The organism is Bradyrhizobium paxllaeri (assembly GCF_001693515.2).
In the GTDB taxonomy this organism is placed as follows: Bacteria; Pseudomonadota; Alphaproteobacteria; order Rhizobiales; family Xanthobacteraceae; genus Bradyrhizobium; species Bradyrhizobium paxllaeri.
Genome location: NZ_CP042968.1, coordinates 2237318 through 2257469 on the forward strand (window position 1 = coordinate 2237318; position 20152 = coordinate 2257469).

The 20152-nt window shown below is 63.3% G+C and carries 22 protein-coding genes; 18 read left to right on the plus strand and 4 right to left on the minus strand.

What is annotated here, in order from left to right:
- Nucleotides 1-133: 133 nt before the first annotated feature.
- A complete protein-coding gene (locus LMTR21_RS10545) occupies nt 134-1048 on the minus strand; it encodes an alpha/beta fold hydrolase (protein WP_065756562.1) in 915 nt (304 codons plus the stop codon).
- A gap of 166 nt (nt 1049-1214) precedes the next feature.
- Here LMTR21_RS10545 and LMTR21_RS10550 point away from each other — a divergent pair, with 166 nt between their 5' ends.
- The 18 genes from LMTR21_RS10550 (at nt 1215) to LMTR21_RS10630 (ending at nt 16814) form a co-directional block, all read left to right on the plus strand.
- Complete coding sequence (locus LMTR21_RS10550; RefSeq protein ID WP_065756561.1) at nt 1215-1595, plus strand: hypothetical protein; 381 nt, start codon at nt 1215-1217, stop codon at nt 1593-1595.
- Complete coding sequence (locus tag LMTR21_RS10555; RefSeq protein ID WP_057839519.1) at nt 1592-2674, plus strand: alpha/beta fold hydrolase; 1083 nt, start codon at nt 1592-1594, stop codon at nt 2672-2674. Before LMTR21_RS10550 ends, LMTR21_RS10555 begins: the two co-directional genes overlap by 4 nt.
- Complete coding sequence (locus tag LMTR21_RS10560) at nt 2671-3264, plus strand: GNAT family N-acetyltransferase (protein WP_065756560.1); 594 nt, start codon at nt 2671-2673, stop codon at nt 3262-3264. Before LMTR21_RS10555 ends, LMTR21_RS10560 begins: the two co-directional genes overlap by 4 nt.
- Nucleotides 3265-3522: 258 nt before the next feature.
- Entirely contained in the window at nt 3523-3999 is a 477-nt protein-coding gene (locus LMTR21_RS10565; protein ID WP_065756559.1) for a phasin, read from the plus strand.
- A 224-nt stretch (nt 4000-4223) separates the two neighbouring features.
- Nucleotides 4224-5510, plus strand: coding sequence for a DUF445 domain-containing protein (locus tag LMTR21_RS10570; RefSeq protein WP_065756558.1), 1287 nt, complete (start codon nt 4224-4226; stop codon nt 5508-5510).
- A gap of 184 nt (nt 5511-5694) precedes the next feature.
- Nucleotides 5695-6465, plus strand: a complete 771-nt coding sequence (locus LMTR21_RS10575) for an esterase/lipase family protein (protein WP_065756557.1) — start codon at nt 5695-5697, stop codon at nt 6463-6465.
- Nucleotides 6466-6645: 180 nt separating this feature from the next.
- Nucleotides 6646-7155, plus strand: a complete 510-nt coding sequence (locus tag LMTR21_RS10580) for a hypothetical protein (protein WP_065756556.1) — start codon at nt 6646-6648, stop codon at nt 7153-7155.
- A gap of 45 nt (nt 7156-7200) precedes the next feature.
- Nucleotides 7201-7365 carry a hypothetical protein gene (locus LMTR21_RS39980; protein ID WP_187399336.1) on the plus strand — a complete coding sequence of 55 codons (165 nt, stop codon included), beginning with the start codon at nt 7201-7203 and terminating at the stop codon, nt 7363-7365.
- A gap of 199 nt (nt 7366-7564) precedes the next feature.
- The gene (gene paaX / locus LMTR21_RS10585) at nt 7565-8434 is read left to right on the plus strand and encodes a phenylacetic acid degradation operon negative regulatory protein PaaX (protein WP_065756555.1); all 870 of its coding nucleotides are present in this window, start codon (nt 7565-7567) and stop codon (nt 8432-8434) included.
- Between the two features lie 75 nt (nt 8435-8509).
- The gene (paaA, locus tag LMTR21_RS10590) at nt 8510-9502 is read left to right on the plus strand and encodes a 1,2-phenylacetyl-CoA epoxidase subunit PaaA (RefSeq protein WP_065756554.1); all 993 of its coding nucleotides are present in this window, start codon (nt 8510-8512) and stop codon (nt 9500-9502) included.
- Nucleotides 9503-9513: 11 nt separating this feature from the next.
- Nucleotides 9514-9801 carry a 1,2-phenylacetyl-CoA epoxidase subunit PaaB gene (gene paaB / locus LMTR21_RS10595; protein ID WP_065756553.1) on the plus strand — a complete coding sequence of 96 codons (288 nt, stop codon included), beginning with the start codon at nt 9514-9516 and terminating at the stop codon, nt 9799-9801.
- A gap of 137 nt (nt 9802-9938) precedes the next feature.
- Complete coding sequence (gene paaC, locus LMTR21_RS10600; protein ID WP_065756552.1) at nt 9939-10715, plus strand: 1,2-phenylacetyl-CoA epoxidase subunit PaaC; 777 nt, start codon at nt 9939-9941, stop codon at nt 10713-10715.
- Complete coding sequence (paaD, locus tag LMTR21_RS10605; RefSeq protein ID WP_065756551.1) at nt 10709-11212, plus strand: 1,2-phenylacetyl-CoA epoxidase subunit PaaD; 504 nt, start codon at nt 10709-10711, stop codon at nt 11210-11212. Before paaC ends, paaD begins: the two co-directional genes overlap by 7 nt.
- A 142-nt stretch (nt 11213-11354) precedes the next feature.
- Nucleotides 11355-12434 (plus strand): 1,2-phenylacetyl-CoA epoxidase subunit PaaE, encoded by a 1080-nt coding sequence (gene paaE / locus LMTR21_RS10610; RefSeq protein WP_065756550.1) that lies wholly within the window; start codon nt 11355-11357, stop codon nt 12432-12434.
- Nucleotides 12435-12656: 222 nt separating this feature from the next.
- Nucleotides 12657-13109, plus strand: a complete 453-nt coding sequence (gene paaI / locus LMTR21_RS10615) for a hydroxyphenylacetyl-CoA thioesterase PaaI (RefSeq protein WP_065756549.1) — start codon at nt 12657-12659, stop codon at nt 13107-13109.
- 25 nt (nt 13110-13134) lie between these two features.
- Nucleotides 13135-14466: a phenylacetate--CoA ligase PaaK gene (gene paaK / locus LMTR21_RS10620; RefSeq protein WP_065756548.1), complete on the plus strand. Its 1332-nt coding sequence runs from the start codon at nt 13135-13137 to the stop codon at nt 14464-14466.
- Nucleotides 14467-14499: 33 nt separating this feature from the next.
- Complete coding sequence (locus tag LMTR21_RS10625; RefSeq protein ID WP_065756547.1) at nt 14500-15519, plus strand: quinone oxidoreductase family protein; 1020 nt, start codon at nt 14500-14502, stop codon at nt 15517-15519.
- A 236-nt stretch (nt 15520-15755) separates the two neighbouring features.
- Nucleotides 15756-16814 (plus strand): YeeE/YedE family protein, encoded by a 1059-nt coding sequence (locus tag LMTR21_RS10630; protein ID WP_187399337.1) that lies wholly within the window; start codon nt 15756-15758, stop codon nt 16812-16814.
- Here LMTR21_RS10630 and LMTR21_RS10635 read toward each other — a convergent pair.
- From LMTR21_RS10635 to LMTR21_RS10645, 3 genes are read right to left on the minus strand one after another with little or no spacing between them, the layout of a single operon-like run.
- Complete coding sequence (locus LMTR21_RS10635) at nt 16811-18034, minus strand: bifunctional alpha/beta hydrolase/OsmC family protein (RefSeq protein ID WP_065756546.1); 1224 nt, start codon at nt 18032-18034, stop codon at nt 16811-16813. The two genes, LMTR21_RS10630 and LMTR21_RS10635, sit on opposite strands and share 4 nt — an antisense overlap.
- Nucleotides 18035-18062: 28 nt before the next feature.
- Nucleotides 18063-18728, minus strand: coding sequence for a sulfite oxidase-like oxidoreductase (locus LMTR21_RS10640; RefSeq protein ID WP_065756545.1), 666 nt, complete (start codon nt 18726-18728; stop codon nt 18063-18065).
- Nucleotides 18729-18752: 24 nt separating this feature from the next.
- Nucleotides 18753-20075 (minus strand): MFS transporter, encoded by a 1323-nt coding sequence (locus LMTR21_RS10645; RefSeq protein WP_065756544.1) that lies wholly within the window; start codon nt 20073-20075, stop codon nt 18753-18755.
- Nucleotides 20076-20152: the final 77 nt, after the last annotated feature.

Here is a 20152-nt window from a genome sequence, read left to right on the forward strand (position 1 = left end):
TGGGCAAAGCCAACGGGTCGCGCGAATGCGCGCCCGATGACAGGCTCCGCGTGCCCACCACTTCCACTGATTGTTCGGATGCATGGTGGGCACGGCGCAAGTGCGCCTTTGCCCACTCTACGGCCGTAGTGGCTTACGCCGCCTTCGCTGCCGCACCGTGCGCGTGCTCGGCGATCGCGTCGATGATCTGCGGCCACATCGGGATCGGCAGCGCGTGCCCCATGCCTTCGATCATCAGGAGCTTTGCCCCGGGGATCGATGCCGCCGTGTCCTTGCCGCCTTCGGGCCGCACCAGCGGATCGACGGTGCCATGGATGACCAGCGTCGGCGTCTTCACCTGGGCGAGGCGCTCCTTGCGGCTGCCGGAGGCGAGCACCGCCCGCAACTGCCGGCCGACGCCGGCCGGGTTGAGGCCGCGCTCATAGGTGCGGGCGGCGCGCGCCGGATCGAGCGCCTCGTCTTCAGGGAAGGAGCCGACGCGCAGCACTTTCCAGGTCTTGGCGAAGCGCGCGAAATATTCCTCTTTCGATGCCGGCGGCGGCGCCATCAGCACGGCGGCAGCCTCGCGCGTCGGCGGCGGAATCTTGGGGTTGCCCGTGGTGGACATGATCGAGGTCAGCGAACGCGCCCGCTGCGGAAACGACAGCGCGACCTCCTGCGCGATCATGCCGCCCATCGAGGCGCCGACGAGGTGCGCCGACTGGATGCCGAGCGCGTCCATCAGGCCGACCGTGTCCTTGGCCATGTCGATCAGTCTGTAGGTCGAGGCCACCGGGATCTTCAGGAAGCGCTGCTTCAGGAGTTCGAACGGCGTCAGCCGCTTGCCGCCAGTAAAATGCGAGGATTTGCCGATGTCGCGGTTGTCGAAGCGGATGACGCGAAAGCCGCGCGCGGCGAGCTGGCGGCAGAAATCGTCATCCCAATGGATCATCTGGGCGCCGAGGCCCATGATCAAGAACAGGGGTTCCGCGGCCGGATCGCCGAAGATCTCGTAGCAGATGTCGATGCCATTGGCGTGGGCGATCTGTGGCGGCTGATGGGCGAGCATCGTGTTTGTCTTCCCCTCAAGTGATACCGTGTTGAGTAACTATGGCACGGTTTCCCGCACCGCAGAAGGCTTGGCAGCGGTTGACCGCCCCGTTGCAACGGTGTGGTATGGGCCAAATACAAACGAAGCGTGGCAAGCGCTCGTAACCGTGAGGGAGAGGGCGCCTATGGCCGACAAAGGCAACGATCCTGCCGTGATCTGGCAGACCATGATCGGGGAGATGGAAAAGGGGTTCAACTCCTTTGCCAACCAGGCGATGACGTCGCCGGAATTTTCCAAGGTGATGAATCAGGTCGGCGGCGCGACGGCGGGCGCGCAGAAGCAGCTCGGCGAGCTGATGGAGAAATATCTGCTGGCGATGAATTTGCCGAGCCGGGCGCAGATGGTCGGCATGGCCGAACGCATCCAGGCGATCGAGGGCCAGCTCAACGAGATCAAGGCGCTGCTGCAGCAGGTGCATCATAATTCGCTGGCGCCCGAGAGCGGTTTTGGCACGCCGCGGCCGCCGCGCACCAAGCGTCCGCCATCGGAGGGAGAGCAAAAATGAACGCTCCCACCGGTCTCGATTTCGCCTCCATCTCGGAGCGGGTCCAGTCCGAGGTGCAGCGCGCGATCCAGCGCAGCATCAAGGGCGTCGAATATTTTTCCTCGTCCGGTCCTTCGCTCGGCTCGACGCCAAAGGACATCCTGGCCGTCCGCGGCACCATGAACCTCTACCACTACCGGCCGGTTGCGGATGAAATCTACCGCGTGCCGATCCTGATCGTGATGGCCACCACCAACCGCGGCTACATCCTCGACATGGTGCCGGGCCAGAGCTTCATCGAGTTTCTCCTGAAGCGCGGCTACGACGTCTACATGCTGGACTGGACCGCGCCGAAGCCGGAAGAGAAATCCCTGCGGATGGAGGACTACGTCCTCGACTTCATTCCGGACTGCATTCGCCGCGTGCAGCAGGATTCCGGCGAAAAGGACGTCAGCATCATCGGCTATTGCTTCGGCGGCGTGCTGTCGCTTCTGTATGGCTCGATCTTCCACGACGGGCCGATGAAGAATCTGATCTGCTTCACCACGCCGATCGACTTCCGCGAGATGAAGCTGTTCTCGAACTTCTCCGACCGCCGCTATTTCGATGTCGACCGCCTGATCGACACCACCGGCAACATGCCGCCCGAACTGATCCTGCAGTCGTTCGAGATGCTGCGGCCTGGCTCGCGCGTCGCGAGCCAGGTACAGCTCTGGGACAACATCTGGAATGACGAATACGTCAAAGCCTACCGGATGATGGATCGCTGGGGCACCGACACCTTGCCGCTGGCCGGCGAGTACTTTCGCGCCATCACCAAGGACCTGATGTGGGACAACAAGCTCTACAACGACACCATGACGGTCGGCGGGCGCGAGGCGAAGCTTGCGAACATCAAGGTTCCGATCCTGCATGCGGTCGCCGAGCACGATCACATCGTGCCCTATGACGCCGCAAAGCATCTGATCGCCAAGATCGGCTCATCGGACAAGGAAGAGGTGGTGCTGAAGGGCGGTCACGTCAGCGTCGTCGCCGGCGCCAACGCCATCAAGCGGCTGTGGCCGAAACTGGATTCCTGGCTAGGTAAGAGATCAACATGAGCGAGACACGTTCCTATCCCCGCCACGTCAAGACCGACGGGGGCGACATCGAATTTCGACTGATGGCCCGCGCCGACGAGCCCGCGGTGCTGGCGTTTGCGCAAAAGCTGCCGACGCATGATCTGCTGTTCCTGCCGCGCAATATCAGCCAGCCAAAGGTGCTGTCGGCCTGGGTCAACGAGATCGAGCGCGGCGCCATCACGAGCCTGCTGGCGGTGAAGGATGGAACGGTGGTCGGCTGCGGCACGCTAGTTTGCGACCCGCATTCCTGGTCGCCCCATGTCGGCGGCATCCGGATGGTGGTGTCGCTGGATGTCCGCGGGCAGGGGGTCGGCCGGGCGCTCTCCCAGGAGACCTTTGCGCTGGCGCTTGGGGCCGGGCTGGAAAGGCTGACGGTACAGATGACGGTCGACCAGCAGGCGGCGATCGCCCTGTTCGAGAGCCTGGGCTTCAAGGCCGAGGCCCTGCTGCGGGACCACGTCCGGGACGTCGACGGCAAGAAGCACGACATCGTCGTGCTCGGGCACAATGTGGCGCAGGTCCGGGCACAGCTCGAGGCCTATGGGGTCCCCGGGGCGGTCCAGCACTAGGCGTCAGAGCCCGAACAAAAACTCGCAAAACAACCCCATGCAAAGTAGGCCGGGGCGGGCCCGGCATTAGACTAAAGTGGAGCTTTTGCCGGTTCGCTCGGCAAAGCGCTCATTTGGCGGGCTCCTCACGATTTCGTGATGTCGCGATGCAACATTGATGTTGCGGCGCACCATTAACTGTGGCACAACACTCATGCCCCGGGCCAAACCGGACGGGGTGAGCCCCGTTGCTCAAACCTGAGGATGGAGAGACCCCCAATGACCGCCGAAACCAATTCCGTGCTGAACACCGTCAAGGAAGCCTTCGCGCCCGTCACCGAGGCGTTCACCAAGCTCCAGAACCTGGAAGTTCCGGAAGCCGCCCGTGAGTTCGTGAAGAAGCAGGCCGAGACCGCGAAGGTTCGCGCTGCCGACTTCCATGCCGGTTCCGAGAAGGTCACCGCCGCGATCGAGACCGCCGTTGCCGGTTCGGTCACCGAGGCCGCCAAGATCAGCCGCAACATCCAGCAGGCGCTGTACCAGGACGCGGAAGCGTTCTTCGCCGGCATCGACAAGCTCGCTTCGGCCAAGTCGCTGAGCGAAGCCGCCCAGATCCAGTCGGACCTGGTCCGTGCGCGCGGCGAAGTGCTCGTCTCGCGGGCGAAGGCCTCCAGCGAGTATCTCGGCAAGCTCGTCGCCGACGGTGCCAAGACCGCGCAGGACAATTTCTCCAAGGTCTATTCCAAGACCGCCTGATCGCGATCGCCTGACAACTGCCCAATTCGAAGGCCCGCTTAGGCGGGCCTTCTTTTTGTCGGGTATGCGCTGTCATTCCGGACGACGCGAAGCGGCGATCCGGAATCTCGAGATTCTCAGGGGCGCAAGGGGCGCCCCATAGTTCGTGCTTCGCACGCCCCGGAATGACGGCAGTGGGTGCATCGCGCTATGATCGAAGTGGGTGTATCTCTTCGAAAGCCGTCATGACGCTTCCCGCCACCTTCGTCATCGACACGCCCGGCGACGCCGCGCGCGCCGCCGAGTTGCGGCGCGTGAAGTTGCTGGCGACAGGAGTGTTGGCGGCGACGTTTGTCGTTTTCCTTGGCGCGAAGGCGCTGGTGCCGGTACATCCGGTATTCGGCTTCATCGCGGCCTTTGCCGAGGCCGCTACCATCGGCGGTCTCGCCGACTGGTACGCCGTGGTCGCGCTGTTCAAACGGCCGCTGGGCCTGCCGATCCCGCACACCGCGATCATCCAGAGCAACCAGCACCGCATCGCCGACAAGCTCGGCGAATTCATCGAACAGCATTTCCTCGAAGCCGCGCCCGTCGAAGCAAAACTGCGGCAGATCGATTTCGGCTCGTTCATTGCCGACTGGCTCCGCGACCGCAAACGCAGCGAGGATCTCGCGCGCTTTGCGCTGCGGCTGTTGCCCGAGGCGGTGGCGGCGACCGAGAATTCCGGCCTGATGACCTTCGTCAGCCGCCGCATCACGGCGCAACTGATGGCGATCGATCTGGCGCCGCTCGCCGCCGGCACCTTGCGTACGTTCGTGAAGGAAGGCCGCCACCAGGGCCTGCTCGACGATCTCCTGCGCGGCGTGCACGAGACGATGACGCAGGCCGAGACCATGGCGATGATCCGGGAGAAGATCCGCGCCGAATTGCCGACGCTCTTGAAACTCTATCGCGCCGACAAGTTTCTGGTGAACAAGATCGTGGCTTCCGCCACCGCGTTCTTCGAGGAAGTCCGCAGCGATCCTGCGCATCCGTTCCGCGGCGAGTTCGACCGGATGGTGCTGACCTTCGTCGATCGTCTCGGCACCGATCCGGTGTATGCCGAGAAGATCGCCGGCCTGAAGCGCGATCTGCTGGCGCGGCCCGAACTGGCCGGCCTTGCGCGCCACATCTGGGCGAACGTGCGCTCCTTCTTCGAGCGCAGCGCCTCAGGCGAGACGCAGGTGCTGGAGCAGTATCTCGTGCGCATGTTCGTAACCGCAGGCGAGGCCTTGGCGGGTGACGCCGAACTGCGCGCCGAAATCAACCAGGGTCTCGTGGCGGTGCTGCGAACCGTCGTCGCCGAACAGAAGAGCGGCGTCTCGACCTTCATCTCCGATCAGGTCAAGTCGTGGGACATGGGGCAGTTAATCTCGCTCATCGAGATCAATATCGGCCGCGACCTGCAATACATCCGATTCAACGGCTCGCTGATCGGCGGGCTTGCAGGGCTGGCGCTCTACACCCTCGAATATCTGCTGCGGCTGCTGTGACTAATTCATCACGTCAACGCTTTTACTTTTCCCAAGTGTGATCTGGGCCGCTTGCAAGAGGAAAACCGGTTCCCTAGCTTTTTATGGAATAATGTTGCGTAGCGAACGATTCTGCTGCGTTGCGTCTAACTGAACCAGCGGCTTGGCTGCCGAGACGTAAGGGGCCAGCCCGAGAGGAGACACGATGTCCGTTGCTACACAGACGCTTGCGCCGCCGTCCAGGACCCTGATGTTTCTGGAGGGCCGTGCCATTTCCGAATTGGGCGCGTTTCTCGGCGCGCTGCCGCTGCTGAGCCTCGCGCCGCGCGGTGACGGCCATCCGGTGCTGGTGCTGCCCGGGCTCGTTGCTTCCGATACATCGACACGGCCGCTGCGAACCTTCCTGCGCAATCGCGGCTACGCCGTCAGCGGCTGGCGGCAGGGCCGCAATCTCGGTCTGCGTCATGGCGTGCAGGACGCGATGGTCGATCTGGTGCAGGAGCTGAACGACACGCATGGCCGCAAGGTCTCGCTGGTCGGCTGGAGCCTTGGCGGCCTCTATGCGCGCCAGCTCGCCAAGATGATGCCGGAGCGCGTGCGCTCGGTGATCACGCTCGGCAGCCCGTTTGCGTCGGGCCCGAAGGCGACCAACGCCTGGCGCGTCTACGAGATCGCGAGCGGCCGCCGCGCCGATGAAGAGGACGCCCGTTTCGGCGGCGCGCTGTCTTCGACGCCACCGGTGCCGACCACCGCCATCTTCAGCCGCACCGACGGCATCTGCGCCTGGCAGGGCTGCATGGAGAAGACCTCGGCGACTTCCGAAAGCATCGAAGTCGAGAGCAGCCATTGCGGCATGGGCCATCACCCCGCCGTCGTCTACGCAGTCGCCGATCGCCTGGCGCAGCCGGAAGGCGAGTGGGCGCCGTTCGATCGGAGCGGCTGGCGAAGCGTGGTTTATCCGAATCCGCATCGCTGAGGACGCGGCAAACTCCGACAGACTTGCCCTCCTGCGGGGAGAGCGTATGGCGGCTTGTAGATCCTGTCGGGGACTTTCGAATGGCTTTGCTAGTACTTTAGGTACTTGTCCGGCCAGAATCTCTGGTGGTGGTGCCAACCCTTAGGTTGTGGCGCAGTCATACTTCGCTTTCGTGCTGGAATGCAGTATGCCCTCCTCATGGCATACGAATTCGATATCGAGGTCGACCCCGACCCGCCGTTCACCGACAATCTGGGTTTGGAAATAGTGGAGTTCGCGCTGGGTTACGACGTGGATGCCGACGTCGTTGTCGTCATGTTGGTGATGCTCGTGCCCGTACACGACCCCGAAGCGCACGATTTGAGGTTCGGCATTCGCGAAAACAGCCTGTCCAAGGAGTGGAAAGTGGGCGGTTTGGACTACACCAAGGAATGCGTCGAAAAGTACATTCCCCAGGAATGGCGCGCTTTCGTCCTCATGCAGGTTCGACGAGCCGTACGGACGCTGGTTGATAAGGTTAAGCCAGACAACATAACCATGGAGACCTACTACGCCGGTCTGGAGCAAAAGGCCCTGCACAAATATGCCCTTATCTGTACTACCGTGTACGGATGTGGGTATCTCCTCGGAGATCAGTTTCGCGACGAGGAGTCACAAAAGGACTACTGGTTGTTTACAAAGCGGGTTTAAGACCACCGGAAGCGTGCTATATCTATGGTAGCAGGAGTTGATGCTATGACGCGTGACCAGATCAAGAAGGTCAGCAAAGAAGGTGCTCGCAAGGCGGCCGACCCAAAGTCAGGCAAGCCGGTGAGTGTCAAGCACATGCAGCGCCTGGCTGAACTGAAGCGTGCAAAAGCCAAATCCGCCCCGATCGATCGGGAGCGTAAGAGGGCCTGAGGTCGCCTGTTTATTTAAATCGGGGGGGACGATAGAGGCTGCCTGCGCGCAACCTTTTTTATGCGGGTGAGAAGAGTCTCCGCCGCATACTCCTGTCTATCGAATTTGCCGAGGCTGCCCCTCTCCCCGTGAAGGAAGGGAGAGAGAGAGTAACGGCCGCCATTGTCGCTCTGCCGAAAAACGCGCTATGCCTTGACGCATGCCGCCGCCGCTTACCCGCATCATCCAGCAGCTAAAGCGCGAACCGTCGCGCACCGGCTCCATCGTCATCACGGTATTCGGGGATGCCATCGTGCCGCGCGGCGGTTCGGTCTGGCTCGGCACACTGCTGGAATTCTTCGAGCAACTGGACATCGACGCCAGCGTGGTGCGCACCGCGATGTCGCGGCTCACTGCCGATGGCTGGTTCGAGCGCAATAAAATCGGTCGCAACAGCTTCTATCGCCTGGTGCAGAGTGGGCGGCAAACTTTTGATATCGCAACGAAACACATCTACGGCCCGCCGGCCTCTGACTGGACCGGGCGGTTTGAACTGCTGCTGATTGGCAATGGCGAAGACCGCGACGCTTCCCGCGACGCGCTGAAGAACGCTGGCTTCGGCAGTCCGCTGCCGGGCGTGTGGGTCGCACCGTCGGGCGTGCCGGTGCCGGAAGAAGCCGCGGGCGCCATCCGTCTCGAAGTGTCTGCTGAAGACGACAGCGGCCGGCGCCTGCTCAGCGAAAGCTGGCCGCTCGATCGCACCGCGGACGCCTATCAGAAATTCATGAAGACCTTCGCACCGCTGCGGGAGTGGATCGGCCGTGGCGAGCGGCTGGCGGAAGCCGATGCCTTCACCGCGCGCGTGCTGCTGATCCACCATTACCGCCGCGTCGTGCTGCGCGATCCGCTATTGCCGACCGCGCTGCTGCCCGCGGACTGGCCGGGCAGGGCCGCCCGCACGCTCTGCGGCGAGATCTATCGCGCGCTGCTTCCGGCGTCCGAACAATGGCTTGACCGGCATGCCACCAATGAAAGCGGTCCCTTGCCGAAGCCCGGCGCGGAACTTTCGAGGCGTTTCGGCGATCCATAAATATGTTACAGAATTATATTGCATATCGTAATTTATGTTATATATTGCTTCCCAACAAATACCGGGAGGTCCGCCATGTACACGCAGGCGCTCAATACGTCCGACGGCGACGATCGCCACATTGAGGACGCCGAACGGGCCACGCAGTTTCAGGCGCGCATCGACGCCGACGAGCGCATCGAGCCGAACGACTGGATGCCGGCGGCCTATCGCAAGACGCTGACGCGGCAGATTTCCCAGCACGCCCATTCCGAAATCGTCGGCATGCTGCCCGAGGGCAACTGGATCACGCGCGCGCCGTCGCTGCGCCGCAAGGCGGCGCTGCTCGCAAAAGTGCAGGACGAATGCGGCCACGGCCTCTATCTCTATGCCGCCGCCGAAACCCTCGGCTCCTCGCGCGAAGAGCTGGTCGATGCGATGCTGGCGGGCAAGGCAAAATATTCCTCGATCTTCAACTATCCGACGCTGACCTGGGCCGATATCGGCACCATCGGCTGGCTGGTCGACGGCGCGGCGATCATGAACCAGATCCCGCTGTGCCGCTGCTCCTATGGCCCCTATGCACGCGCGATGATCCGCGTCTGCAAGGAGGAATCCTTCCACCAGCGCCAGGGCTTTGAGATCATGCTGACGCTGTGCCGCGGCACCGCCGAGCAGAAGGCGATGGCGCAGGATGCGCTGAACCGCTGGTGGTGGCCGGTGCTGATGATGTTCGGTCCGCCCGACCAGGTCAGCCAGCACTCGGACACCTCGACCAAATGGAAGATCAAGCGCTTCTCCAATGACGAGCTGCGCCAGAAATTCGTCGATGCCACGGTGCCGCAGGCGCAATTCCTGGGGCTGACCTTTCCCGATCCAGGCATGAAGCAGAACGAAGCCGGCAATTGGGAATACAGTGCGATCGACTGGGAGGAATTCAAGCAGGTGCTGGCCGGCAATGGTCCCTGCAATCGCGACCGCCTCGCGGCGCGGCGCAAGGCGCACGACGACGGCGCCTGGGTGCGCGAGGCTGCGATGGCTTATGCGGAGAAGCGCAAGCGGCGCGCCGCCTTGCAGGCCGCAGAGTAGGGAGGCAATCAATGGCAACGCCGAACATTCCGCTCTGGGAAGTTTTCATTCGCAGCCGCAACGGACTGGCGCACAAGCATGTCGGCTCGCTGCACGCCACCGACGCCACGCTGGCGCTGCAGGCTGCGCGCGACATCTACACCCGCCGCGGCGAGGGTCTCTCGATCTGGGTGGTGCCATCGAATGCGATCACGGCGTCCGATCCATCCGAGAAGGGCATGATGTTCGAGCCGGCGGAATCGAAGATCTACCGGCATCCGACGTTCTACGACGTGCCCGAGGAAGTCGGGCATATGTGACGCCGTCATTGCGAGCGCAGCGAAGCAATCCATCGCGCCGCAACGGAAGAATGGATTGCTTCCGCCTTCGCTCTTCGAGCTACGGCGGACAAGTCGTCGCATCATTTTTCGCAATGACGATCTAGCAGGTGATTGAAATGACCGTCGCCAACATCTCCGTCTCCGAAACGCCGCTGGTGCTCTACACCTTGCGCCGCGCTGACGATGCGTTGATCCTCGGCCACCGCCTGTCGGAATGGTGCGGCCACGCGCCGATGCTGGAAGAGGACATGGCGCTCGCCAATATGGGCCTCGATTTGCTGGGACAGGCCCGCGAACTCTATTCCTATGCGGCCAAGGTCGAGGGCAGGGACAACGACGAGGACAAGTTCGCGTATCTCCGCGACGTCCGGCAGTATCGCAATCTGTTGCTGCTGGAACAGCCGAACGGTGATTTCGCGCGCACCATGGTGCGTCAGTTCTTCTACGCCACTTTCGCCGACCTCTACTGGCGCGCGATGATGCGCTCCAGCGATCCGACGCTGGCGGCGATCGCGGCGAAATCGGAAAAGGAAAGCGCCTATCACGTCCGCCATTCCTCGGAATGGATCGTCCGCCTCGGCGACGGCACCGAGGAAAGCCACCGACGGGCGCAAGCGGCCATCGACGAACTCTGGGCCTTCACCGGCGAGATGTTCGCCGTCGACGACAGCGAGCGCGGTCTGATAGATGCCGGCATCGCGATCGATCCGGCGCCGCTGCGCGCGCAATGGCTGGAGACAATCACCGGCGTCGTCGGCGAAGCGACGCTCGCCTTGCCGAAGAACGACTGGATGCAGCAGGGCGGCCGCAGCGGCCGGCACAGCGAGCATCTCGGCCATCTCCTCAGCGAGCTGCAATCGATGCAGCGAACCTTTCCGGGGGCGACATGGTGACGGCGGTTCTCAACGATACCGATTTGCGCCGCCGCGCCTGGGAGGCGGCTGCGCAGGTCGTCGATCCCGAAATCCCTGTGCTCACCATCGCCGATCTCGGCGTGCTGCGCGATGTCGAGGTTCGTGACGGCCGCGTCGAGGTCGCGATAACGCCGACCTATTCCGGCTGTCCCGCCATGAACATGATTGCGCTGGAAATCGAACTGGCGCTGGAGCGCGCCGGCCTCGCGCGGCCGATCATTCGCACCGTGCTGTCGCCGGCCTGGACCACCGACTGGATGAGCGAGGACGGCCGCAACAAGCTGCGCGCCTACGGCATCGCGCCGCCGCACGCGTCGAATTCGCGCCGCGCGCTGTTTGGGGAGCAGCAGGTGGCGTGCCCGCAATGCGGTTCCGGGAATACGGAGCTGCTGTCCGAATTCGGCTCGACCTCCTGCAAGGCGCTGTGGCGTTGCAAGGCCTGCCGTGAACCCTTTGATTATTTCAAGTGCCATTGAGGCCCTCTATGCCGTCATTGCGAGCGAAGCGACCTGTCCGCCGTAGCTCAACGAGCGAAGGCGGAAGCAATCCATGCCGCCGCGTGACGAGAGATGGATTGCTTCGTCGCTTCGCTCCTCGCAATGACGGTGGAGACAACTGATGTCCCACGCCCCGCGTTTTCATCGTCTCGCTGTCAACGATCTGCGCCGCGAAGCCGCTGACGCCGTATCGATGACATTCGTCATTCCGAAAGAACTGGAGGGCGACTACAGCTTCACCCCCGGCCAATACCTCACCCTGCGCACGACGATGGACGGCGAGGAAGTGCGCCGTTCCTATTCGATCTGCTCCGGCCCCGACGACGGCGAGCTCCGCATCGCCGTGAAGAAGGTCGATGGCGGCGCGTTCTCGAACAGGGCGGCGGACGAATTGAAGGCCGGCGACGAGCTCGACGTCATGACCCCGACCGGCCGTTTCGGCATCGCGCATGCGCCCGAGGAGGCGCGGGTGTATGTCGGCTTCGCTGCAGGAAGCGGCATCACGCCGATCCTGTCGATCGTCAAGGGCGTGCTGGCGCGCGAGCCGAACAGCCGGTTCTTCCTGTTCTATGGCAACCGTTCGACGACGAGCATGCTGTTTCTCGAAGAGCTGGAGGAATTGAAGGACCGCTTCATGCAGCGGCTGTCGCTGTTCCACGTCATTTCGGGCGAGGAGCAGGACATCCCGATCCTGCACGGCCGACTCGACGGCGAGAAGGTACGCGTGCTGCTGCGCTCGCTGGTGCCGGCCGCAAGCGTCGATCACGTCTTCATCTGTGGCCCCTTGGGCATGAGCGAGGACATCGAGGCGACCTGCCGCGAGATCGGGATCGCTGAGGAGCGCATTCACGTCGAGCGCTTCGTCTCGGAGTTCGGCGGCAAGCCGCGTCCGAAGAAGGTGATCGAAGCATCAGCGCCGCCCAAGGCGATGGCGTCGCTGATTATCGACGGCAAGCGCCGCGAGGTGCCGGTCGCCGAGGAAGAATCCATCCTCGATGCCGCGCTGCGCGCCGGCATGGATCTGCCGTTCGCCTGCAAGGGCGGCATGTGCTCGACCTGCCGCGCCAAGCTGGTCGAGGGCGATGCGCAGATGGAGCTCAATTATTCGCTGGAACCATGGGAGCTGAAGGCAGGCTTCATCCTGACCTGTCAGGCGCGGCCGTGTTCGGACAAGGTCGTGGTGGACTACGACCATGTGTGAGTGAAGTCGTCATTCCGGGGCGATGCGCAGCATCGAACCCGGAATCTCGAGATTCCGGGTTCGCGCTGTGCGCGCCCCGGAATGACGGAGCGGGTGAATTGGGGGATCGTTGACACCTCGGGTGCTTCGTCCCCAGACTGAAGGACTATGTAACGAGGCTTGATAACAAGCCCGGCAACAGGGAGAGAACGTCGTGAAACCGTCTCGCGCGGGTATCCCGCTATGAACGTCGCGCTTTCGCCCGACGAGATCGCCCGCGCCTGCGCGGATGCGATGTGGAGGGAAGACGACGCCAGCAAGGGCCTCGGCATGAAGATTGTCGAGGTAAAACCCGGCTTCGCGACGCTGACGATGACGGTGCAGCCGCACATGGTCAACGGCCAGCGCATTGCCCATGGCGGCTTCATCTTCCTGCTGGCCGATTCCACCTTCGCCTTTGCCTGCAACTCGCGCAATGAGCGCGCCGTCGCCGCGCAATGCGACATCGCCTTCATCCGGCCGGGCAAGCTCGGCGACGTGCTGGTCGCCACCGCACGCGAAATCTCGCGCAACGGCCGGTCCGGCATCTACGACGTTCGCGTCACCGCTGGCGATGTCGTGATCGCCGAATTCCGCGGCCATTCCCGCACGATCGCCGGCACATGGCTGCCGGTGGCGGGCAACGAGGCCGGCTGAGAACACAGACCAAGGGGAACGCACCATGGCCATGGCAAGATTGAAGTCGAGCGGAAGCGGTTACAGCGCTGAACTGGACGAGGCCGAGCGCGCTTCGCGCGATGAGATCATGGCGCTGCAGACCAGGCGCCTCGCCTGGTCGCTCCAGCACGCCTACGACAATGTTGCGCATTACAGGAAGGCATTCGATGCCGCCGGCGTGCATCCATCCGATTTCAGAGAGCTTTCCGATCTCGCCAAATTCCCGTTCACGGTGAAGACCGATCTGCGCGATAACTATCCCTTCAACATGTTCGCGGTGCCTCGGGAAAAACTGGTCCGCGTTCACGCGTCCTCCGGCACGACCGGCAAGCCGATCGTGGTCGGCTACACGCAGGGCGACATCGACATCTGGTCGGAGGTGATGGCGCGCTCGATCCGCGCCGCCGGCGGCCGCACCGGCATGATCATCCACAATGCCTACGGCTATGGCCTGTTCACTGGTGGCCTTGGCGCGCATTACGGCGCTGAAAAGCTCGGCTGCACCGTGGTGCCGGTTTCCGGCGGCATGACCGAGCGTCAGGTGCAACTCATCAACGATTTCAGGCCCGACATCATCACGGTGACGCCGAGCTACATGCTGGCCATATCAGATGAGTTCAAGCGGCAGGGCCTCGACCCCCGAAAATCGTCGCTGAAGTTCGGCATCTTCGGCGCCGAGCCCTGGACCAATGCGATGCGCGCCGAGATCGAACAGACTTTTGACATGGACGCGACCGACATCTACGGGCTGTCGGAAGTGATCGGCCCAGGCGTCGCGCAGGAATGCGTGGAGACCAAGGACGGCCTGCATATCTGGGAGGATCACTTCTACCCTGAAATCATCGATCCCGAGACCGGCGCCGTGCTGCCGGACGGCGAGAAGGGCGAACTGGTTTTCACCTCACTCACCAAGCAGGGCTTCCCGATCATCCGCTACCGCACCCGCGACCTGACGCGATTGCTGCCGGGCACCGCGCGCCCCGGCATGCGGCGCATGGAAAAGGTGACCGGGCGCTCCGACGACATGATCATCCTGCGCGGCGTCAACGTGTTCCCGACCCAGATCGAGGAAGCGCTGCTCGCCACCGACTGGTGCGGCGGCCATTTCATCATCGAGCTGACGCGCGAGGGGCGGATGGACGAGATGACCGTGCTCGCCGAAGCCCGCCCCGAAAGCTGGGACGGCAGCGGGCTGCTGCCGCACGCCGAAAAGGTCGCGCTCTTCATCAAGAACACCATCGGCATCACCGCCCGCATCAAGGCCGTGGCGCCCAACACCCTGGAGCGTTCGCTCGGCAAGGCGAAACGGGTTTACGACAAGCGGCCGAAAGGGTAACTCCTGCTGCCTGGAAGCCAGCGGGAACGCCTGATGTCTGCTACCGAAAAGTCCGATGCTCGACCTGTCTCGGTTCAGGCCCGCTGCGTCCGCCTGCCGGCGAAAGCCGCCGACGCCGCGTCGCTCGCGCCCGTGATCGAAACGAGGGCATTGTCCCGCGGCGAAAACGATCTGCTGATCGAGATCAAAGCCGCGGCCGTCAACCCATCGGACGTAAAGGCGGCGACCGGGCTGATGCCTTACGCCGTCTTTCCGCGCACGTCTGGCCGCGACTATGCCGGTGTCGTGATCGATGGGCCGCAGGGGTGGATTGGCCGCGAGGTGTTCGGCTCTTCCGGCGATCTCGGCATTCGCCGGGACGGCACGCATGCATTGCATCTCGTGGTCGAAGCCGACGCCGTGGTGGAGAAACCCAAAAGCATTTCATGGGAGGAGGCCGCCGGCATCGGCGTGCCCTTTGTCACCGCGATGGAAGGCTTGCGTCGTGCCGGCATCCCGAAAGCGGGTGAGACCGTGCTGGTGATGGGCGTCAACGGCAAGGTCGGGCAGGCGGCGGTGCAGATCGCGACCTGGCACGGCGCGCGGGTGATCGGCGTCGTGCGCAGGGCAGAGGCTTACGAAGGCCACGCCAATTCGAAGGTGGAAGTCATCGACGCCTCCGCGACCGATGTCGCGGCGCGCGTGCGTGAACTCAGCGGCGGCAAGGGCGCCGACATCGTGTTCAATACGGTGGGCGATCCCTACTTCCAGGCCGCGCACCAATCGCTGGCGTTGCGCGGCCGGCAGATTCTGATCGCGGCGGTCGATCGCATCGTGCAGTTCAACATCCTGGAGTTCTATCGCGGCCAGCACACCTATGTCGGCATCGATACGCTCGGTCTGTCGTCGGTCGCGACGGGTGCGGTGTTGCGCGAACTCGCGCCCGGCTTCGCCGGCGGCCATCTCAAGCCGTTCCCGATCAAGCCGAGTGCGATCTATCCGCTGGAACAGGCGAAGGCGGCCTTCATCGCGGTGGCTGGCTCGTCACGGGACCGGGTCATCCTGCGGCCTTAAGGCAGGCATTCGCTGCAAGCGTGGGATTCCGCCATTTTTTCATGGGGAATAAACCTGCCGTGCTCAAGTTGAGCGCAATGGTTTTGTTCTGCCATCGGCGATCCCGATGATCAATTCATTCTCCAGATCGTTAGTCCGTGGACGCGCGTATCTTTCCAACATATTAGCAACTGCTGAAATTGCGTCCTATGTGAGCGGTGACGGCTGGATCGGCCGCGAGGGAACGGGAAACGCCAGTGCTGGACAGTGCCAATATCGTCGTGATCAGCGGATTGCTGATCGGCCTCGTCTATGGATCGGTGGGATTGTTGAGCGGGTTCTGCCTGCTCAGCAGCCTCAGGGGTTTCTGGGCCGAAGGCGACGGACGATTGGTGCGCAGCTATGCGCTGGCGATCGGCGTGGCGGTTGCCCTGACGCAGTTGCTGGCCGCGGGCGGGTTTGTCGATATCGGCAAATCGATCTATCTGCAGTCTTCCTTCTCCGCGCCGGTGATGTTCTTCGGCGGGCTGCTGTTCGGCTACGGCATGGTGCTGTCGAACGGCTGCGGCTCGCGCGCGCTGGTGCTGCTCGGGCGCGGCAATCTCCGTTCCTTCGTGGTGGTGGTCGTGCTGGCGATTTTCGCCCAGATGACGCTGAAGGGGCTGATCGCACCGTCGCGCATCGCGATGGTCGGCGCGTCACAGACCACGACCACCGAGAATTCGGTGCCTGCCTTGCTCGCCGGTGCAGGCCTGAGTGCCACAGCCGCGCGCATGCTGGCCGCGTCGATCATCTCCGCGGCGTTGATCATCTTTGCCTTTGCGCATCCGGCGTTCCGGCGGTCGCCGGGACAGATCGCCGCGGGCCTCGTGATCGGCCTGCTGGTGGCCGCGGGCTGGTTCGCCACCGGCTATCTCGGCGCCGACGATTTCAACCCGGTGCCGGTGACCTCGCTCACCTTCATCGCGCCGATCGCGGACGCCTTGCAATATGTCATGCTGTCGACGGGCTCGACGCTCAATTTCGGCATTGTCACGGTGTTCGGCGTGTTCGCCGGCAGTCTCGCGACCGCGCTGCTGACTGGTCGCTTCCAGCTCGAAGGCTTTCAGTCGCCGCGCCACATGCTGCGTTCGGGCGGCGGTGCCGCGCTGATGGGCGCAGGCGGCGTGATGGCGTTCGGCTGCTCGATCGGGCAGGGCCTGACGGGATTTTCGACGCTGGCGCTGGCCTCGCTGATTGCCTTCGCCGGCATCCTCGTCGGCACTGCCGCGGGCTTGCGCGGCGCACTGCGTGTCCGCCCGCTGGCGGCGGCTTAATCCGCCGCCTTCGTCACGATCCGGATTTCCGATGTCAGCGTCCGGTGCACCGGGCACTTGTCGGCGATCTCCATCAGCCGCGCGCGCTGGTCGGCGTCGAGCGCGCCTTCGATCGAAATTACGCGGTCGATCTGATCCAGCATGCCCTCCCGCGTTTCGCATTCCTCGCAATCCCTTGCGTGGATCTTGCTGTGCTTCAGCGTCACGGTGACGCGCTCCAGCGGCAGCGATTTGCGGTCGGCATACATCCGCATGGTCATCGACGTGCAGGCGCCAAGGCCGGTGAGCAGGAAGTCATAGGGTCCCGGTCCGCTATCCTGACCGCCGAGGGCAACGGGCTCGTCCGCCAGCATCTCATGCGGACCTGTGGTGACGATCTGCTGGAGTTTGCTGTTTCGGGTTTCCCGCACCACGACGTGGCGCGGCGCCTCGCTTGCGGCCGCCGCAGGCTGAGCGGCAATGGGCTCAATATAGCGCTCGGCCCAGGCAGCGATGATGCCGGCAACATAGGCGCCGTCGCGCTTGCCGCTCAACAGATGATCGGAGCCCGACAGCGAGACAAAGCTCTTGGGATGTTTGGCGGTGACGAAAATCTTGGTGGCGTTGTCGATGCCGACCGTATCGTCGGTGGGTGAATGCATCACCAGCAGCGCCTTGTGCAGCTTGGCGACATGCGCCGCCAGGCTATGTTCGGCGATGTCATCGAGGAATTCGCGCTTGATGTGAAACGGTCGCCCGGCGAGCTGAACTTCCACCTTGCCATGCGCGCGGATGTCCTCGATGCGATCCCTGAACAGATGCGTGACGTGCACGGGATCGGAAGGCGCGGCGATCGTCACGACCGCTTTTGCCTCCGGGATTTGCCCCGCAGCGGCGAGGATCGCCGCGCCGCCCAGACTGTGGCCGATCAGCAGCGTGGCGGCGCCACGGGTTTCCCGCAGATGGGCGGCGGCGCGGACGAGGTCGGCGACGTTCGAAGAGAAGGTCGAGTTGGCGAAATCGCCCTCGCTGGAGCCGAGGCCCGTGAAATCAAACCGCAGCACCGCAATTCCTTTTGCGGCCAGCGCCGTCGCAATGCGTTTTGCAGCCAGAACATCCTTGCCGCAGGTGAAGCAATGCGCGAACAGCGCGTAGGCGTGCACCGGTCCATCCGGCGTATCCAGCGCGGCGGCAAGCTGATGACCACCTTCGCCGGTGAATTGGAAGCGTTCCGTCGGCACGGCGTCCTCCTCGCTTGGTGTTGTTGCGTCAGTCGCTGGAATATCGCTGTTCCTGCCACGGGTCGCCGCGGTTGTGATAGCCGCGGACTTCCCAATAGCCGGGCGCGTCGTATTCGAGAAACTCGATGCTCTGCAGCCACTTTGCGCTCTTCCAGAAATAAAGATGCGGCACGACAAGACGCACCGGGCCGCCATGCTCCTGCTCCAGCGGCGCGCCGGACCAGCTATGGGCCAGCAGCGCGTCCTCGGCGGCGAAATCTTCCAGCGGCAGATTGGTGGTGTAGCCGTCATGCGAGTGCAGCACGACGAAATGGGCTTCCTGGCGCGGCCGGCAGGCCTCGAGGAGATCGCGCGTCGCCAATCCCTCCCATTGATTGTCGTAGCGCGACCAGGTCGTGACGCAGTGAATGTCGGATACGAAGTTGCTCTGCGGCTGCGCGGTGAACTGGGCAAAATCCCAGAAGATCGGATGTTCGACCGCGCCGTAGACATCGAGCCGCCAGCGCTGGCGCGAGATGTTCGGCGTCAGCCCCAGATCGAGCGTCGGCCAGTCTCGGGTCAGGTGCTGGCCCGGCGGCAGACGCATTTCCTCAGGCCGCGAAATCCTGCCCGTGAGAAATTTGCCCTCGCGCGCCCAGCGCGCCTTGCTGCGCGTCAGCTTGCTTTCCGGCGGTGGTTCGTTCTCGTCGTCCATATCTGAAACAGTCACCTGAAACAGTCACTCGTGGCGATGCATTGCGGACGCATGTTTGGTGTCGCGCATGGTCGCATAGATGAGGAGCGAGAGGAAGATCATGCCGCTGAGATAATAATAGAACCAGTCCTCATGCCCTATTGTCTTGAAATAAAGCGCAACCGCGGGCGCGGTGCCGCCGAACAGCGACACCGTGATGGCATAGGGAAGGCCGACGCCGAGTGCGCGGACGTTGGTCGGGAATAGTTCGGCCTTCACCACCGCGTTGATCGAGGTATAGCCGGCAACGAAGATCCAGGCGGCGCAGATCAGCAGGAAGGCGGTGAACGGCGATTTTGTCTCTTTCAGCGTGGTCAGAATGGGGACTGTCGCCAGCGTGCCGGCCGCCCCGAAGAAGATCAGCAGCGGCTTGCGGCCGATGCGATCGGAGAGGGCGCCATAGATCGGCTGCAGCAGGGTCGCGAAGATCAGCGAGCCGAAGATAACAGTCGTGGTCTGGTCCTCGGTGAGGCCGACCGAGAGTTTTACAAAAGTCTGCATGTAGGTGGTGAAGGTATAGAACGCGGCCGTGCCGCCGGCGGTAAGGCCGACCACCAGCAACAGCTCGCGCGGGTATTTCAGAAGTCCACGGATCGAGCCCGTTGGTTTTGTCAGCTTCTTCGCCTCCTCGAATGCCTCGGTCTCGTGCAGATTGCGGCGCATGACGGCAGCAAAGATCGCAAGCAGCGCGCCGATCACGAAGGGGATCCGCCAGCCCCAGTCCTTCAATTGCTCCGGCGTGAGGAACACCTTCTGCAGCAGCAACAGCACCATGATTGCGGTGAGTTGCCCGCCGATCAGCGTCACATACTGAAAGCTCGAATAGAATCCGCGGTGCCTGGGATTGGCAACCTCGGTCAGGTAAGTCGCGCTGGCGCCGTACTCGCCGCCGAGGCTCAAGCCCTCAATGATGCGCGCCAGCGCCAGAATGGCGGGGGCGGCGAAGCCGATGGTGGCGTAGGTCGGCGTCACCGCGATGATCAGCGAGCCAAAACACATGCAGACGACGGAAAGCGTCAGCGACAGCCGGCGGCCATAGCGGTCGGCGATGAAGCCGAACAGCCAGCCACCGAGCGGCCGCATCAGGAAAGTCGCCGCGAACAGCACCGCGGCATTGAGCTGCTGCACAACAGGATCGCTGTTCGGAAAGAAGGCCGGCGCGAAATACAGCGCGAACGCCGTGTAGGCGTAGAAGTCGTACCACTCGACGAGATTGCCGATCGAGCCGATGAAGATCGCCTTGATCCGCCGCTCCACATCCTGGAGGTCGAAATGATCGTCGGCGGATTTGATGGCTTGATCGGTCATGATCCGTCTCCAAAGGGCGATGGACGATCCCTTTGTCCCGGATCAATTCGCCGCACAATGGCGGGAAACGACGACGA